Raw genomic sequence first — 16,245 nt, forward strand, 5'->3', positions numbered from 1 at the left:
ACCCCGGCCTCAGTCCACCTCCGCCACCGCCTCCGCGAACTGGGCGGCGTACAACCGGGCATACGCGCCCCCGGTCGCCAACAGCTCGTCATGCGTGCCCTGTTCCACGATCGACCCGCTCTCCATCACGAGGATCACGTCAGCGTCCCGGATGGTCGAGAGCCGGTGCGCGATCACGAACGACGTACGCCCATGGGCCAGCCGCGCCATCGCCTTCTGGATCAGCACCTCGGTCCGGGTGTCCACCGAACTGGTCGCCTCGTCCAGGACCAGGATCACCGGGTCGGAGAGGAACGCCCGCGCGATGGTGATCAGCTGTTTCTCGCCCGCGCTGACCCCGGACCCCTCGTCGTCGATCACCGAGTCGTACCCGTCGGGCAGCGTCCGGATGAACCGGTCCGCGTGCGCCGCCCGGGCCGCCTCCTCGATCTCTTCCCGGCTGACCTCGCGCGCAGCGCCGTACGCGATGTTCTCCGCTATGGAACCGCCGAACAGCCAGGTGTCCTGGAGCACCATGCCGATCCGCGACCGCAGATCGTCCCGGCTCATCCGCGCCGCGTCGACCCCGTCGAGCGCTATCCGCCCGCCGGTCACCTCGTAGAACCGCATCAGCAGATTGACCAGCGTGGTCTTGCCCGCCCCCGTCGGACCGACGATCGCGACCGTCTGCCCCGGCTCCACGCTCAGCGACAGATCCTCGATGAGCGGCTTCTCCGGGTCGTAGCGGAAGGACACCTTCTCCAGCGAGACCCGCCCCAGCAGCTCCTTCGGACGCTCACCGTCCGCCGGGTCCGCGCCCTGCTCCTCCGCGTCCAGCAGCTCGAAGACCCGCTCGGCCGACGCGATGCCGGACTGCACCAGGTTGGCCATCGAGGCGACCTGCGTCAGCGGCATCGAGAACTGCCGGGAGTACTGGATGAAGGCCTGGACGTCACCGATCGACAGGGTGCCCGAGGCGACCCGCAGACCGCCGACGACGGCCACCAGCACGTAGTTCAGGTTGGAGATGAACATCATCAGCGGCTGCATGATCCCGCTGGCGAACTGCGCCTTGAACCCGGCCTCGTACAGCGCGTCGTTCTGCTCGGCGAAGTCCCTCGCGGACTCCTCCTGCCGCCCGAAGACCTTCACCAGGTTGTGCCCGGTGTACATCTCCTCGACATGGGCGTTGAGCTTCCCCGTCACCCGCCACTGCCGCACGAACTGCGGCTGCGACAGCTTGCCGACCCGCGTCGCCACGACCACCGAGAGCGGGATCGTCACCAGCGCGACCAGGGCCAGCAGCGGCGAGATCCAGACCATCATGATCAGTACGCCGACGATCGTCAGAACTGAGTTGATGAGCTGGCCCATCGTCTGCTGGAGCGTCTGCGAGATGTTGTCGATGTCGTTGGTCGCCCGGCTCAGCACCTCACCGCGCTTGGCCCGGTCGAAGTACGACAGCGGCAGCCGCGCCAGCTTCGTCTGGAGGTCCTCCCGCAGCTGGAAGACGATCCGGTTGATCACCCGGATCGACAGCCGCGTGGCGACCAGCATCAGCGCCCCGGCGGCCACATAGATCACCAGCACAGCCAGCAAGACACCGCCCACCGCACCGAAGTCGATGCCCTGCCCCGGAGTGAAGTCCACCCCCGAGAGCATGTCGGCCATCGAGCCGCTGCCCTCCTGGCGCAGCCCCTCGATCACCTCGGCCTTCGTCGTGCCCACCCGCATCTGTCGGCCGACCACCCCGGCGAATATCAGGTCGGTCGCCTTCCCGAGGATCTTCGGCCCGGCCACCGACAGCGCCACGCTGGCCGTCACCGCGCCCAGCATCAGATACAGCGAGGCCTTCTCCCGGCCGAACCGTCTCAGCAGCCGCTTGCTCGACCCCTTGAAATCCATCGATCGCTCGGTGGGCGCGCCCCCGGCCATCATCCGTCCGCCCGGACCGGCCATCACGCGGCCTCCGCTTCCGTCAGCTGGGAGAGCACGATCTCCCGGTACGTTTCATTGCCTTCCATCAGCTCGTGATGACTGCCGCTGCCCACGACCCGCCCCTCGTCCAGCACCAGGATCCGGTCGGCGTCGCGGATCGTGGAGACGCGCTGCGCCACGATCACCACGGTCACCCCGGCCGTCTCGCGGGCCAGCGCCGCCCGCAGAGCGGCGTCGGTCGCGTAGTCCAGCGCCGAGAACGAGTCGTCGAAGAGATAGATCTCCGGCCGCTGCACCAGCGTCCGGGCGATGGCGAGCCGCTGCCGCTGACCGCCCGACACATTGGTGCCGCCCTGCGCGATCGGCGCGTCGAGACCGTGCTCGAGCCCCTCCACGAACCCCTTGGCCTGCGCCACCTCCAGCGCGTGCCAGAGTTCCTCGTCGGTGGCGTCGGGATTCCCGTACCGCAGGTTCGTCGCGACCGTCCCCGAGAAGAGGTACGGCTTCTGCGGCACCAGGCTCACCGTCTTCGCCAGCAGCACCGGATCGAGCGTCCGCACGTCCTCGCCGTCGACCAGCACCTCGCCGTCCGTCACATCGAACAGCCGGGGTACGAGACCGAGCAGCGTGGACTTCCCGCTGCCGGTCGACCCGATGATCGCGGTGGTCTCCCCGGGTCTCGCCACCAGATCCACCGCCCGCAGCACCGGCTCCTCGGCACCCGGGTAACGGAACTCCGCGCCGCGCACTTCCAGATGCCCGTGCCGCCGCAGCCCGGTGACGGGGGAGACGGGCGGAACCACACTGGAATCGGTGTCCAGCACCTCCGCGATGCGCTCGGCGCACACCTCGGCGCGCGGCACCATCATGAACATGAAGGTGGCCATCATCACGGCCATCACGATCTGCATCAGATAGGCGAGGAACGCGGTCAGCGCACCGATCTGCATCCCGCCGCTGTCGATGCGGTGCGCGCCGAACCACACCACCGCGACGGACGACAGGTTGACCACCGTCATCACGGTCGGGAACATCAGCGCCATCAGCCGCCCGGTCGCCACCGACACGTCGGTCAGCTCGGTGTTGGCCCCCCGGAAGCGCTTCTCCTCGTACCCGTCGCGCACGAACGCCCGGATCACCCGGTTGCCGGTGATCTGCTCGCGCAGCACCCGGTTCACGGTGTCCAGCCGCTCCTGCATCGTCCGGAACAGCGGCCGCATCCTCCTCACGATGAGGGTCACCGAGACGCCGAGCACCGGAACCACCGCCAGCAGCACCGCCGACAGCGGCACGTCCTGCCCGAGAGCCATGATGATGCCGCCGACACACATGATCGGCGCCGACACCATGAGCGTGAACGCCATCAGCACCAGCATCTGGACCTGCTGGACGTCGTTGGTGGTCCGGGTGATCAGCGAGGGCGCCCCGAAGCGCCCGAGCTCCCGGGCCGAGAACGACTGCACCCGGTCGAAGACGGCTCCCCGCACGTCCCGGCCCAGTGCCGAAGCGGTCCGGGCCCCGTAGAAGACGGCGCCCACGTTGCAGAGCACCTGGAGAACGCTGACGGCGATCATGAGACCGCCGAACTCCAGGATGTGGCCGGTATCGCCCTTGACGACACCGTTGTCAATGATGTCCGCGTTCAGGCTGGGCAGATACAGCGTGGCGCAGGTCTGGAGCAGCTGGAGGAGGACCAGCAGCGCGATGGGTTTCTTGTACGGGCCCAGGTGGGCCCGCAGGAGTTTTATGAGCACGCGTGTCTCTCGGAGTCGGCGGAGGGCAGAGGCCGACCCAGTTTCGCGTGCGCCGTACCCGGAGGGCGAGCCGTTTTCCCCGAACTCCGGTCAAGGCCGGAGCGCGCGCACGGGTGGACGCGCGTTCCACCGCCCCGGAGGGGCAGACAGGGACGGGCCGATCCTCCTACTGACCCCGGCCGAAGGCCCCGGGGTGGATCTGGTCCCGTGTCGCCCCGTACTGCTGGCGCACCGCCCGCCCGACCGCGAGCTCCTCGCCCGGCTCCAGCACCTGTGCGGCCGCGCCCTGCCAGGCGGGGGGAGTGCGCGGGTCGAGGGTGCCCTGCGAGACCCCCAACGCCCACGCCGCCTGCCGGGCCGCACCGAGCGCGGCGTACTGTGCGGGCTGCGGTACGACGACCTGCGTGCCGAACACCGCTGGAGCCAGCGCCTGTACGGCGGGCAGCTCGGCGGCCGCGCCCAGCAGGAACACGCGTCGCACCTCCACCCCCCGCCCGCGAAGGACGTCCAGGGCGTCGGCCAGCGAGCAGAGCATTCCCTCGAACGCGGCCCGCGCCAGGTGCTCCGGCTTCATCGACTCGCGCCGCAGCCCGCTGAGGGTGCCGGCCGTGTGCGGGAGCTGCGGGGTGCGCTCGCCTTCCAAGTACGGCAGCAGCACCAGCCCGGACGCTCCCGGCGTGGACTTCAGGGCCGACGCCGACAACTCCTCCAGCCCGTCCAGGCCGAGCATCTCGGTGGTCCCGCGCAACGCCCGTACGGCATTGGAAACATGAACCACCGGCAGGTGCATCCCGGTGGCGTCGGCGAAGGAGGTGATCATCCCGTGCGGGTCGGCGAGCGCCTCGTGGTGCACCGCCATCACGGACCCGGAGGCCCCCAGCGACACCACCGCGTCGCCCACCGCGACCCCGAGCCCGAAGGCGGCGGCCATGGTCTCGCCGGTCCCCGCGGAGATCAGGAGCCCCTCGGGCGTGGTCCCGGCGGAGTCGGCGGGCCCGAGCACCTCGGGCAGCGCGGCGGGGTGCCCGAGCGCAAGCTCCACCAGGTCGGGCCGGTAGGCGGCGGACCCGGCCGACCAGTAACCGGTACCCGAGGCGGCGCCCCGGTCCGTGGTCCGCCGGGCGGGCCGGCCCAGCAACTGCCAAACGAGCCAGTCGTGCGGCTGCATCACGGCGGCCACCCGCTGCGCGTTCTCCGGCTCGGTCCGCGCCAGCCACCGCAGCTTCGCCACGGGCTGTGAGGCCTGCGGTACGGCCCCGACCGCCTCGGCCCAGGCCTGCCGGCCCCCCAGCGCGTCGACGAGATCGGCCGCGGCCACCTGCGCCCGCCGGTCGTTGCCGAGCAGCGCGGGACGCACGAGATTGCCCTGCCGGTCCAGTGGTACGAGCCCGTGCTGCTGGGCGGAGACGCCGATGGCCTGCACACCTTCGAGCAGCCCGCCGGAGGCCGCCTCACCGAGGGAGAGCAGCCAGGCCTGCGGATCGACCTCGGTGGCCTTGGCCTCGACCGGGTGGGCGGCGTAGCCCTCCCGGAGCACGGCGCCCGAGTCCGTGTCGCAGACGACGATGTGAGTGAAGGCGGAAGAACTGTCCAGCCCCGCGACTATGCCCATACGCAGATTCTGCCGCACCGCGGGACTTTCCCGTAACAGCCGCCTCACGTGACGAGGCCTACGGAGGCCCGTCAGGTGTTGGTCGTCCCCCAGTCGTCCTCGGCGCCGCCGTTCTGGCTGCTGCGCTCCTTCAGCGACCGCACGCGCTCGGCGACGGAGGCGGGCACCTTGTCCCCGACCTTGTCGCTGACCGAGTGGTACGCCTTGCCGGCGATGTCCCGGCCGCTGTGCACGGCACTCTCGGCGGCGTTGCGCACGGCGGGGTTCTCCGTGAACTGCCGGGCCGACTTCTTCAGCTGCTCGTAACGCTCGCGCCCGGATCGCGTGCCGAGCACGTATCCGAGGGCCACTCCGGCGATGAACGTGAGCCGGTACCGCATGGCTGCCACCCTTCCTACGCTTGGTGCGACGTGTGCAGCCCGCCTACCCGCGAGCACCCGAGATCACCCCGGGCGATACCGATTGGCGGAGCACCCCCCTGCTTGCGCTAATGTATGTGTCGCAGCGAACGCGCGCCGCCCGGCAGCCGCCAGGCAGGTACGATTTCGAAGCAACGCAGCAATCCCCTGTAGCTCAATTGGCAGAGCAGCCGGCTGTTAACCGGCAGGTTACTGGTTCGAGTCCAGTCGGGGGAGCGCGATCCCCTGTAGCTCAATTGGCAGAGCATTCGGCTGTTAACCGGAGGGTTACTGGTTCGAGTCCAGTCGGGGGAGCGGAACGGGAGAGGACCCTTCGGGGTCCTTTTTCGCGTGCCCGGCCGATGCGGTTCCGGGGCGCCCGCGGGCCCCCGGAGCGACTCTTTCGGGTCTTCTTGATCTCCCCTGCAACCGGGCAGCACGCAGCGCCGTCGTCAAGATCAGGCGAAGTCGACCATCCGAAGCGAGAGATCGTATGACCGGCTATGCTGCGGCAGACGGTGCGCACACTTGTACGCGCCACGCCGAGACGGGGCGGTAGCTCAGCCGGTTAGAGCAGCGGACTCATAATCCGTCGGCCGTGGGTTCGAGTCCCACCCGCCCCACCGAGCGTCCCCAGGCAGAATCGTTCTGGCCTGGGGAAACGCGTTTTTCACGGTCATATCGCGTGAGGTGTTCGCCTCACGCGATATGACGAACGTGGGTCCTTACGCATCGAATATGAGCTTTGGAGGGCTTTGACCTGGGCCTTTGCATCGACGCCTCCGTGGGAGCGTCGTGGAACGGTCCCACGCCCGCTGAGGGAGGCATCGCACTCCATTGAGCCCCACCGCATCGGTGCGTAACCGCACCGTCCTCGGTGAGGCGGGTGAACATCGGCTGGGCCTTGAGGAGGCCGGCATCCCGTGCGTCGCGGACCGGTGCGACGGCGACGATATCGCCCAGCGGGGCGACTCCCCTTGCGCCCGTGTCCCCGGTGCCCAGTGCGCGGCGGCGGGCGGTGGCGTCGGAGAGAGCGTGGCCGTCGATGTCGTCGGCCAGGAAACGCGCGGGCCGTTGGGCGACCCAGGTCAGCTCGGTGTGAGGAGCGAGGTCGGCGGCGATCTGGGCCCCGGAGTTGCTTCCTCCGACAACGATAACGCGCTGCCCTGTGCACTCGCGAGGGCTGCGGTACCGCACGCTGTGCAACTGACGGCCGGCGAAGGGTTCGCGCCCTGGGGCGGCAGGAAGAAAGGGACGCCACCAGGTGGACCTTGCCAGGGCGTAGCGCTTCTCGTACGCGGACAGGTACTGGACGACGTGATGTGCGCTGCCATGCGCCGCCCGGCGTGGGCGGGGCGTCGAGGACGACGAAGTCGAGGTCCTGGCGGCGCAGGTAGTATCCGGGGGCGGACCCTGCTGGCCGCCGCCGTCACCACTACATCCACCACTTGCGTCACCAGGTCACCGCCGTGCCGACGCCGGGCAGCTCGGCCCCCGCCACATCCCCGCGCGGCGTTGCTTCCACCGTCGGCCAGATGACGACGCGGGCCGGGGCATGGCGAGCAGTACAGGGCCCAGGGGCCGATCGGCAGGAACTTCACCTCGTAGGAATCGCGGCCCATCTTCTTCTCGTCTAACGAGCTCGCTAGGCGGCGGGGAGGAAGCCAGAGGTACGCCGAGGAATCACCGAGGCCGAGCCAGCGGGGCAGCAGGTCGAGGTAGAGCCACCTGAGCAGGCCGCAGTGGTGGCCGCAACAGAACCTCAGCACCGTAGCGACTACCGGTGGCCCACTTGGAGATCAGCATCCGAAATGTGCGCCGCCTTCGTGCGCAGGACCAATCCCGAGATCCGCACATCGGTGAGCTCCATCCACTGCACCGTCAATGCCGGAACGGACACGGAGGTGTGGGTTGGGCCGCTCAGCACCACCGGCAGCAGACCCAGCAAACGCCCCTCCACCTGCCGGGCCATCATCTCCACCGGGCCTTCCAGCACCATCCGGGACGCCCGCACGCTCCCGGATGCTCCAGCGATCCCACCAGGAAAGCTCAGGACCGCCTCCTCCACCACGACCCGCTCAGCACGGCAGCGCACCACCGCCTCACCTCGATCGAACGCCCCCTCGACGCGCAGCCCCTCAAGCACCAGACGCTGCGCCGTAAAAGATGCCCGCTCAACGCCAGCGTCGTGCGCGTCGGCCGGCCGCAATTTCACCACCGCGCTCAGACAACGCAGCAACCGATGGGAAGCGTCGAGTGACCGGCCACCCGGCAAACCACCCTGACCGGCTATTTCGTCGCAGACAGGAACAGACGCGGCATCTCCGGTGACCCGGTCGGGGCTGGAAGCCGTCTGCTCTCCCCTCACGCCTGCGGGATCGTTCCCGGCCGCCACGCCCGTCCAGCACGGCACCAAGGCCATCGCCGTGCCGGCGGCCAATGCCTGCTGCAGCGTCACCCGGCCGCGTCCGGGCAGGGGCGCCGCGCCACGGCGAGGGATCCAGCCGTCAGGCCCAGCAACAGGCCCACGCCCAACCCGCCGAACGTAGCGGTGAACCACGACAGCAACGACACGGCCATGATCCACACCCCGGTTGTGCGGCTGTTCTGCGGCCGCAGCAACAGCCGCACGGCCAGCGTGGCCCACCCCGCGGCAGTCAGTACCGGCAGCATCCCCCAGGTCTGCTGCAGAGCCAGGAACGGGAGGTTCACCAGCGGCACCACCACGACGGTGGCAGCAGCCGCGAGGGCCAGCACCGCTGGGGTCCACGGCCGCGTCGGGCCAGGAGCAGCGCACCGATGGCCGGTCAGAAGCATTCGTGCCGCCCGGCGCTCACCGACAGGCGCATCCCGGTCAGATGGAACATCCCGGCCGTCATCGAACTCGTCTGCTGCCGCAAGTCACGAATGACGAGACCGGAGGCCTGCTGGCTGTAGGCGCCGGCCGGCCCGGCGGCGCTCGGCACCCGACTGTCCGCAGCGTCCCGCCCCAGCTCCAGATCACGGAACGTGATCTCCCCCCGCATCCGTTCGAGATCGATCACCAAGTCGTCGATGCGCACCGGACTCTTCTCCCCGGCTTCGACCCGCAGTGTCACTGCTCCCAAAGGGGTCGGCGTGATCACGGACTGACACAGATCCCGCAAGGAAGCCGAACGAATCGCGGTGACGGCCACCGGTCGGCTCTTGCCCGCCCGGTCCGTGTCCACCGACGCGTACTGCACGAACCCTTCGCCCTCCAGGCGGCTCGCAGACACCTTGAACGCGGTACCGGACACCGCGAAAGACATCGGCACACCGGTGGCCGCGCCCGCCCACGCCAAAGACATCGCGCAGACCACCCCGAGTGTCATGCAGCCGGCGAAACCGGTCCAGCTGTAGGCCCCCCGGCGAGCAGATGACCGAGAACGGCGGTGACGCGCGTGCACGAGGGCCCTTTCGAGAGAACGCAACCAAGATCCGCTGAGACGACGCCACCCGGCACCCCCGTGACGGCTGCTCCAGAACGTGCCCAGTCACCGCGGCCTCATCCGTCCTCCAGGGCATCGCTGTACCCGCCTTCGCCTCTCCAGCCGTCATGTCCTTGGCAAGAGGGCCGCAGCCCGACGGCACATGCGATGAAACCTCGCAGAGCGCCATCTCACAGCGGCTGGCACGTCAGACATCGAGGGTGGTCCCTACCAGCCGACCTTCACCGCGTTGTAAGCCTGCTTGCAGTCGGTGTTGGTGGCCTGGTTCTGCAGCTTCTGCATGGATGTGGCCCAGACCTTCTTGGCGACCTTCTCCAGCTCCCGCGTCTCGGCCGGGATGTTGGGTGCGTACTTCTTGATGGTCGCGAGGGCGGACCGGGCGAACTTGTTGCACACCGGCCCGGCGGTGTTCCGGTAGTGGGTGTCCAGGTCACCGGCCACGGCCTTGCCGTTCGTGGTGGCCCAGTTGTTCCAGGCCGAGCACGCCGACTCCGTGAACGCGGCCTGATCGGTTTCGCTCAGGCTGAGTACCTCGACCAGTACGGTGTTCTGGACCTTTTGAGGGACCGTGAAATCCACCACCGGGAACTTGTCGAGCGTTTCGAGCAGGGCCGTCTGACAGGCGGGCGGCAGCTCGGCCGCTTGCGCGGAGGCGGACGTAGTCAGTACGGAGGCGGACACCATCACCGCGGTGAGAGCGCCGCGCTGGACGATGCGCGAGGAGATCATGGTGGGCGGTTCTCCTTGGAATGAGGCGATTTTCGGCCAGGCGCGAAAGATGGCCCGGTTACAGAACGATCGCGGACTCTCCGGGTCACGGCCGATGCGGGGAAGGTCTGGAAGCGCAGACACGCCTCCCGGTCGAAGCCCTCCACGGCCCGTCGATGAGCAGCACGTCGGCGTCATGCATGAGCGCGAGGGCGAGATTGAGCTCCTGCCGCGTACCGCACGGAGCATGGTTCGAGTCCGTCAGGAAGCTCTGGCCAGAGCGAGGACGACGTTGTGGCCACCGAAGCCGAAGGAATGGCTGACGGCTACTCGGATGTCTTGCTGACGTGGCCGCTTGGTGACGCAGTCGATATCGAATTCAGGTGCCGGAGCTTGCAGGTTGGCGATCGGTGGCACGGTGCGGTGCTCGACGGCGAGCACGGTCAACGCGGCCTCGACAGCTCCTGCCGCGCCCAGGCTGTGGCCTAGCGCGCCCTTGGGCGCGGTGACGCTGGGGCGGTGCGGCAGTACGCGGGTGATCAACGCCGCCTCCCCGGCGTCGTTGAGCGGGGTGGAGGTGCCGTGCGCGTTGACATGGTCGACGTCCTGTGCGGTCAGACCCGCCTGTGCCAGCGCGATGCGCAGGGCTGACTCGGCACCGTTGGCTCCTGGGTCCGGGGCGGTGGGGTGGTGAGCATCCGACGTGCTGCCGCAGCCCACCAGCCGGGCGCGGGAGCGGGCGCCGCGAGCAGCGGCGTGCTCCTCGCGTTCCAGGACGAGGACGCCTGCGCCTTCCCCCATGACGAAACCGTCACGGTCGACGGCGAAGGGCCGGGATGCCGCGGTGACCGCGTCGGCGCGTTGGGACAGGGCGCCCAGGCGCCAGAAGCCGGTCGTCGTCGTGCGGTTGATCGCCGCTTCCGTGCCTCCGGCCACCGCGACATCGCACTGGCCTGAGACCAGAAGGTCGCGGGCCACGGCGATGGCGGTGGCGCCGGAGGCGCAAGCGGAGGCCGGAGCGAGGCTGGGACCGTGGGCCTTGAGGTCGATGGAGACCTCGCCGGCCGCCATGTTCAGGATGATCTGGGGGACGGTGAGCGCCGAGACCATGTCGGCACCCAGTTCGTTCAGGCGCCTGGCCTGTTCTTCGTATACCGCGCCTGCTCCGAGTCCGCAGCCGATGACGACGGCGACCCGGTCGCCGTTCCAGGTCCCGGGATCGAGACCGGCGTCGTGTACGGCCTCGCGGGCGGCGAGTACCGCGAGTTTCGCGTTCCGCGACATGCGCCAGGCGGCGCGCCCGATGCGCTGGTCCAGGGCGTCGGCCGAGTGAGGGACACGGCAGGAGAAGTCCACGGGCAGGCCGGTGAGCACCGGGTCGGGGGTCGCGGTGCTCACGCCGTGACAGACCGCTCTCCAGGTGGCGTCGGTGTCTCCTCCAGCCGGGGTGACCAGACCGAGACCGGTGATGGCGACGGGCGCAGTCATGAGGATGTCTCCGTCCTCGGGCCGGCCGCGAGCAGAGCGTCGAGGTGGTCGGCGACCTCGGTGACGGTCCTGCCGAGAGCGGCGTACTCGCTGTTGATCTTGACCGCGAAGCGCTCGTGCAGGATGAGCACCATCTCTGTCAGGGCCATGGAGTCCAGGCCCAGTTGCTCCAGCGTGGCCTCAGAGTGAATGGCATCGTCCGGGACACGGAGGGCGCTGGTCAGGACGGAACGGACGGCGTCGTAGGTTTTGGGCACGGTGTGTCCTTGCTGTCGTCGAAGGCGGACGGGGCGGTCCGGGCAAGTTCCGCGAGGCCGGCCTCGAATCCGATCGGTGGTTCGAAGGACAGCTCGCGGCGCGCTGCGGTGAGGTCGAAATAGTGTGGTTGCAGCAGTTCCGCCACCAGGAAGCGGCTCAGCGCCAAGGTGCGCGGGCTGCGGACCATGCGCAGGTATGTGTCGCTGACCGCAGCCGTGGCCGTCGCCAGGCGTGGCGGGACGGCGCACCAGCGGGCGCTGATACCTGCGGCCCGCAGGAAGTGGTGGGCGATCTCGCGCAAGGGGCGTGGGTCGTCCTGGCTGATGAAGTACGCGCGGCCGCCGGCCTCGGGTGACCGCTGCAGGTGGTCCAGGGCGAGGAGGTGGGCGTGGGCGGCGGTGCGGAGATGGGTGGTGTCGACGAGGTTGCTGCCGTCGCCAGGCATCAGCAGGCGCCCGGCCCGTACGGCCCGTGCGAGGGCGGGGGCAAAGTGGGGGTCGCCCGGACCCCAGATGATGTGCGGACGCAGCGAGACCGTGGCCAGCTCCGGGCTGTGGGCCGCGAGGACCTGGGCCTCGGCCATGGCTTTGGTTCGCGGATAGGCGGCCAAGTGGCTGGGAGGGCGAGGAAGGTCCTCGGTGACGCCCTCCAGACCGCCGGGCCGGAAGGCGACGCTCGCGGTCGAGGTGTAGACGAGCGTGCGCACCCGGTGGGCACGGCACTGTTCGATGACGTTGCGGGTGCCGACGACGTTGGTGGCCCGGTAGAGCCGCATGGGACCGCTGACTCCGGCCAGTGCGGCGTTGTGGATGACGGCGTCACACCCGGCGACCGCGCGGGAGACGGCGTTCGCATCGGCGAGATCACCCAGATGCTGTGGGATTTCCAGCTGTTCCAGAGCAGCGCTGGGGCGGCGGCCCAGAGAGGACGTGGTGATGCCGCGTGCCGTCAACTGGCGGCAGATCTCCAGCCCCAGGAATCCGCTTCCTCCGGTGACCAACACCTTCATCGAGTCCTCCCGCGCAGGCGCTTGGCGGCCCAGCCCGCCAGCCGTGGACGGTCGATCTTGGAGTTGTGCCGGGGATCGGTGGGAAAGCCGGGGTGCAGGAGCAGGACGTCGATCCGGTGCCCTTCCGGATGGCCGTTCAGGGCGGTGCGTACAGCTGCCAGGGCCGCGGCGCGGGGGGTGGTGGGCATGGGCTCCACGCACAGGACGGGCAACTGGCATACGGCCGTGCCGACGCCGACCAGAGCAGTGCGGCGAATGCCGGGAGCGGTGTCGGCCACGGTCTCGATGTCCTCGGTGGTCATGGTGAAGCCGGTACCGGTGACCAAGTGGGCTTTGCGGCCGAGGAACCAGAGCCGGCCCCGGTCGTCGAGTCGGCCGAGATCTCCGGTGCGGTGCAGTACGCCATCACTGATGACGTCCTTCGTAGCGGCGTCCGCATCAGGACGTGCGTGGTAGGCGGGGCTGACGGTGGGGCCGGCGACGGCGATCTCGCCGAGTCCGGTGGGGTCCGCGTCGAGGATGTGGGGTTGGATGCCGGGCAGCGGCCGGCCCAGACACGTACCGGCCTGCCCGGCGGGCGGCTGGATGCGTGAGGCCCGCAGGTCGTGGTCGTCGATCGCCGAGACGGGCAGGCATTCGGTTGCGCCGTAGACGCTGAGGATCTCGGTGGAGTCCGGCACGGCTTTGCGCAACGCTTCTGCGAGGTGGAGACGTAACGGGGCGCCGAAGGACAGGATCTGCCGGACCGAGGGCAGGGCGATGCCGTGGCGGGCGCAGTGACCGGCGATAAGGGTGAGCACGGCGGGTGAGGCGATGATCTTGGTGACTCGGTGCCGCAGGATCGGCTCGACGAGTTCCCTCGGCGATGTGCGTGCCGGAGACAGGTGGTTCACGGCCGGGACGAGCGTGGTCAGGCCCAGCAGCGGGCCGAGCATCGCGACCGGAAGGAACCCCGCGAGGAGTACGTCTTCGGGCCGGGGTTCCAGCAGCGTGGTGAGCGCGTCGAGTTGTCCCGCCAGGGTGGCGTAGCGGTATTCCGCGCCTTTGGGACGTCCGGTGGAACCGGACGTGAAGGCGATGATGGCCAGCTCGTCGCCGTCGGGCTCCCGCGGTCGCAGGGTCGGGACACTGCCGCCCGGCGCCCGGGCCGCCAGGCGCCGGCCCGGAGCGAGCAGCGGCCGGCCGGTGACCAGGGGGATGCGGACGTGAGGGCGGCCCCACCCCAGGACCTGGCGCCCGAGGTGGGCCAGCGGTTCGCCGATGAAGACGTCCGGTGCGATGTCCTGCAGACAGGGGCGCACCTCGGCGCGTGGCTCGATCAGGACGGGTACGGCACCGAGGGAGCACAGGGCGTACACGACGGCGGTGAGGTCGTACGCGTCGCGAGTCATCACGACGGCCCTGTGGCCGGGCCGGACACCGGCCTGGTGCAGCGCTTGCATGAGGCCGTGGCACCCCTGCACCAGGTGGCCGCGGTCGGTCGTACGGGAGGTTCCCTTACGGCAGCGGATGAGCGCGATGGCGTCAGGCTGGTCGGCCAGGCGGGCGATGACGCCTGGAGCGGTTGCGGTCATCGGGTTCCTTGCAGGAAGTCACGGACGCGGTCACCGAGTTCGACCGCGGCGTCTTCCATCACGAAATGGCCGGCCTCGGGAAATCGATGGATGGCCGCGTGGGGACAGCGACGGGCCCACTCCTCCAGCAGCTTCGGGGTGAACACCGGATCGCGCATGCCCCAGCCGATGAGCATGGGCAGTGCGGTCAGGGCGGCTTCGGCGCCGGGAGGTTCGAGCAGCCGCCATACGGGATCGTCGTTGTCACGCGGGATGGCACGGACGGCGTCGGTGACGGCCCGTCGCTCGGAGCGCCTGGCATAGGGACGGAGGTAAGCGCGGCGCTCGGCCGGCCGCAGCGGGTGGTGCACTCCGGCGTGCACTGCGGTACGTGCGAAGCCGTTGGTGAGGTGCACGGCGTCGGCCACCAGTGGGTGGTCGCGGATCCAGCGCAGGTAGAACGGCAGCCGGAAGCCGCTGGGCCAGGGGAAGGCCACGGTGTTGCAGATGACCAGACGGGCCACGACCCCGGGGTTCCGCAAGGCCCAGGCGATGCCGAGCGGACCACCCCAGTCGTGCAGGACGAGCGTCCAGCCCCGCTCGGGCAGCCCCTCGTCCTGCACCAGGTGCTGGTAAAGGTGGTCCAGGTGTTCCAGCTGGACACGGTAAGGGTCGGGGACTCCGGCGGTCGGCCTCAGATGCCGGGACAGGCCGAAGCCGGGCAGATCCGGTGCCAGGCAACGGGCATGAGGGGAGAGCCGGTCGACCAGTTTGCGCCACGCGTAGCTCCATGACGGATTGCCGTGCAGGAACAGGGCCGGCTCCCCGGAGCCGAGGTCGAGGTAATGCTGTCCGGTGGCCGGCACACGCCGCCAGTGCCGGGGTGCGGGGTAGCCCGGCATCAGCCGTTCCAGCGCTGCTGCGCGGTCCGTCTCGGTGAGTGCCGGGGCACGCCCGGCCCGCGTGGTCACCATCGGACGAGGGCCAGACCGAAACTGAAGCCGCTGGCCACGCCGATCATCGCCATGACGTCCCCGTCTTCGACGCGGTCGGCTTCCCGTGCCTTGACCAGCTGCAGAGGGAGTGAGGCCGCCGCGCAGTTGCCGTGCTCGGCCACCGCGGGCATGCACAAGCTCTCGGGCAGGGAGAACGCGTCGAGCATCTGCCGGTATTGCGGCATGGCGATCTGGTGGAAGGCGACGAAGGCGCCGGTGCGTGCTGCGGCGAGTTCGTCGCTGGCAACGGCAAGGATCGCGGGGAGTACATCGAGCAATCCCTGGCGCAGGTCCCCGTTCAGACGCAGCGTGGTGTGGTCGTCATGGACGGAGCGCTGGTGCATGGTTCCCCCGCCGGACACGGTGCAGGCATTCCAGGCGGCGGAGTTGCTGACGAATCGCATCGCCATGATGCCTGGGCTGTCCTCGCCCGCGGGCCCGGCGGTGAGCACCATCGCGGCGCCGGCGTCGGACGCGGTGTAGCCGGGCAGGGCTCTGAGCAGTGCCTGCCGGTCAGGGACGTTCCAGCGCGTCACCAGGGAGCCGGCCTCTCCACAGACGATGAGGACGGCGCGGTAGCGGCCGGTCTCGATGAACGAGGCGGCTGTCTCCATGGCGTTGAGGACGCTGTTGCAGGCGTTCTTCACGTCGAAGACCGGGCAGGTGGCGCCCATCTTGGCGGCCACCAGGTGTGACGTGGCGGGCTCGATCAGGTCCGCGGCGGTAGCGGCGAACAACAGCAGATCGATGTCGTCGATCCGCAGGCCGGCCTCGTCGAGTGCCTTCCGGGCGGCGGCTACGGCAAGGTCCGAGGCGTTCTCCCCGTCTCCTCGCACATGGACACCGCGCACTCCGGTGAGGTCTTCGAGTAGGCCAGGTGGCGGTGTGTAGGCTCCGCTCTTCGCGATCTTCTCGCGAATCTCGTCCATGGTTCGGTAGCGGGCGGGCAAGTGGGCAGCGACGGCGGTGATGCGGGCGCGGGCAGGTTCGGGCACCGCGCCACGGTAACGGTGCCGCGTCGCCTGTCGGACCGAAAAATGTCCCACTGAGTCCCCTTCACCCTAACGAGTGGCCGGGGTTGGC

At 69.5% G+C, this 16,245-nt stretch carries 14 protein-coding genes, 3 tRNA genes and 1 pseudogene; 3 read left to right on the forward strand and 15 right to left on the reverse strand.

Features of this window, described 5'->3' with window-relative positions:
• Positions 1-9 precede the first annotated feature (9 nt).
• From AMK21_RS02630 to AMK21_RS02645, 4 genes are all read right to left on the reverse strand, one after another.
• Positions 10-1,938 carry an ABC transporter ATP-binding protein gene (locus tag AMK21_RS02630; RefSeq protein WP_073873714.1) on the reverse strand — a complete coding sequence of 643 codons (1,929 nt, stop codon included), beginning with the start codon at positions 1,936-1,938 and terminating at the stop codon, positions 10-12.
• Positions 1,938-3,671, reverse strand: coding sequence for an ABC transporter ATP-binding protein (locus AMK21_RS02635; RefSeq protein ID WP_073873716.1), 1,734 nt, complete (start codon positions 3,669-3,671; stop codon positions 1,938-1,940). Before AMK21_RS02635 ends, AMK21_RS02630 begins: the two co-directional genes overlap by 1 nt.
• Before the next feature lie 166 nt (positions 3,672-3,837).
• Positions 3,838-5,283 carry an FGGY family carbohydrate kinase gene (locus AMK21_RS02640; protein WP_073873718.1) on the reverse strand — a complete coding sequence of 482 codons (1,446 nt, stop codon included), beginning with the start codon at positions 5,281-5,283 and terminating at the stop codon, positions 3,838-3,840.
• A gap of 71 nt (positions 5,284-5,354) precedes the next feature.
• Positions 5,355-5,663: a YtxH domain-containing protein gene (locus AMK21_RS02645; RefSeq protein WP_073873720.1), complete on the reverse strand. Its 309-nt coding sequence runs from the start codon at positions 5,661-5,663 to the stop codon at positions 5,355-5,357.
• Between the two features lie 182 nt (positions 5,664-5,845).
• On the opposite strand from AMK21_RS02645, the gene AMK21_RS02650 reads away from it, so the two are divergent.
• From AMK21_RS02650 to AMK21_RS02660, 3 genes are all read left to right on the forward strand, one after another.
• A tRNA-Asn gene (locus tag AMK21_RS02650) sits at positions 5,846-5,918 on the forward strand.
• 5 nt (positions 5,919-5,923) lie between these two features.
• Positions 5,924-5,996 (forward strand) — tRNA-Asn (locus AMK21_RS02655).
• A 234-nt stretch (positions 5,997-6,230) separates the two neighbouring features.
• Positions 6,231-6,304, forward strand: a tRNA-Ile gene (locus AMK21_RS02660).
• A 241-nt stretch (positions 6,305-6,545) separates the two neighbouring features.
• Here the strand turns inward: AMK21_RS02660 and AMK21_RS33540 are convergent.
• From AMK21_RS33540 to AMK21_RS02715, 11 genes and pseudogenes are all read right to left on the reverse strand, one after another.
• Positions 6,546-7,138, reverse strand: a pseudogene (locus AMK21_RS33540) (pyridine nucleotide-disulfide oxidoreductase); the annotation flags it as partial.
• 320 nt (positions 7,139-7,458) lie between these two features.
• Positions 7,459-8,139, reverse strand: coding sequence for a hypothetical protein (locus AMK21_RS02670; protein WP_073873724.1), 681 nt, complete (start codon positions 8,137-8,139; stop codon positions 7,459-7,461).
• Positions 8,136-8,498: a DUF6114 domain-containing protein gene (locus AMK21_RS02675; RefSeq protein ID WP_267893893.1), complete on the reverse strand. Its 363-nt coding sequence runs from the start codon at positions 8,496-8,498 to the stop codon at positions 8,136-8,138. The genes AMK21_RS02670 and AMK21_RS02675 overlap by 4 nt, the downstream gene beginning before the upstream one ends.
• A complete protein-coding gene (locus AMK21_RS02680) occupies positions 8,489-9,034 on the reverse strand; it encodes a DUF6230 family protein (protein WP_073873728.1) in 546 nt (181 codons plus the stop codon). Before AMK21_RS02680 ends, AMK21_RS02675 begins: the two co-directional genes overlap by 10 nt.
• Positions 9,035-9,358: 324 nt before the next feature.
• Positions 9,359-9,880 (reverse strand): hypothetical protein, encoded by a 522-nt coding sequence (locus tag AMK21_RS02685; protein WP_073873730.1) that lies wholly within the window; start codon positions 9,878-9,880, stop codon positions 9,359-9,361.
• Positions 9,881-10,120: 240 nt separating this feature from the next.
• Positions 10,121-11,347, reverse strand: coding sequence for a beta-ketoacyl-[acyl-carrier-protein] synthase family protein (locus tag AMK21_RS02690; RefSeq protein WP_073873732.1), 1,227 nt, complete (start codon positions 11,345-11,347; stop codon positions 10,121-10,123).
• A complete protein-coding gene (locus AMK21_RS02695) occupies positions 11,344-11,604 on the reverse strand; it encodes an acyl carrier protein (RefSeq protein WP_073873734.1) in 261 nt (86 codons plus the stop codon). Before AMK21_RS02695 ends, AMK21_RS02690 begins: the two co-directional genes overlap by 4 nt.
• Positions 11,568-12,614: an NAD-dependent epimerase/dehydratase family protein gene (locus AMK21_RS02700; protein WP_073873736.1), complete on the reverse strand. Its 1,047-nt coding sequence runs from the start codon at positions 12,612-12,614 to the stop codon at positions 11,568-11,570. The genes AMK21_RS02695 and AMK21_RS02700 overlap by 37 nt, the downstream gene beginning before the upstream one ends.
• Entirely contained in the window at positions 12,611-14,188 is a 1,578-nt protein-coding gene (locus AMK21_RS02705) for an AMP-binding protein (protein WP_073873738.1), read from the reverse strand. The genes AMK21_RS02700 and AMK21_RS02705 overlap by 4 nt, the downstream gene beginning before the upstream one ends.
• A complete protein-coding gene (locus AMK21_RS02710; RefSeq protein WP_073873740.1) occupies positions 14,185-15,141 on the reverse strand; it encodes an alpha/beta fold hydrolase in 957 nt (318 codons plus the stop codon). The genes AMK21_RS02705 and AMK21_RS02710 overlap by 4 nt, the downstream gene beginning before the upstream one ends.
• Complete coding sequence (locus tag AMK21_RS02715) at positions 15,135-16,112, reverse strand: 3-oxoacyl-ACP synthase III family protein (RefSeq protein ID WP_234421807.1); 978 nt, start codon at positions 16,110-16,112, stop codon at positions 15,135-15,137. Before AMK21_RS02715 ends, AMK21_RS02710 begins: the two co-directional genes overlap by 7 nt.
• Between the last annotated feature and the right edge of the window lie 133 nt (positions 16,113-16,245).

Source organism: Streptomyces sp. CB00316 (assembly GCF_001905595.1).
Taxonomy (GTDB): domain Bacteria; phylum Actinomycetota; class Actinomycetes; order Streptomycetales; family Streptomycetaceae; genus Streptomyces.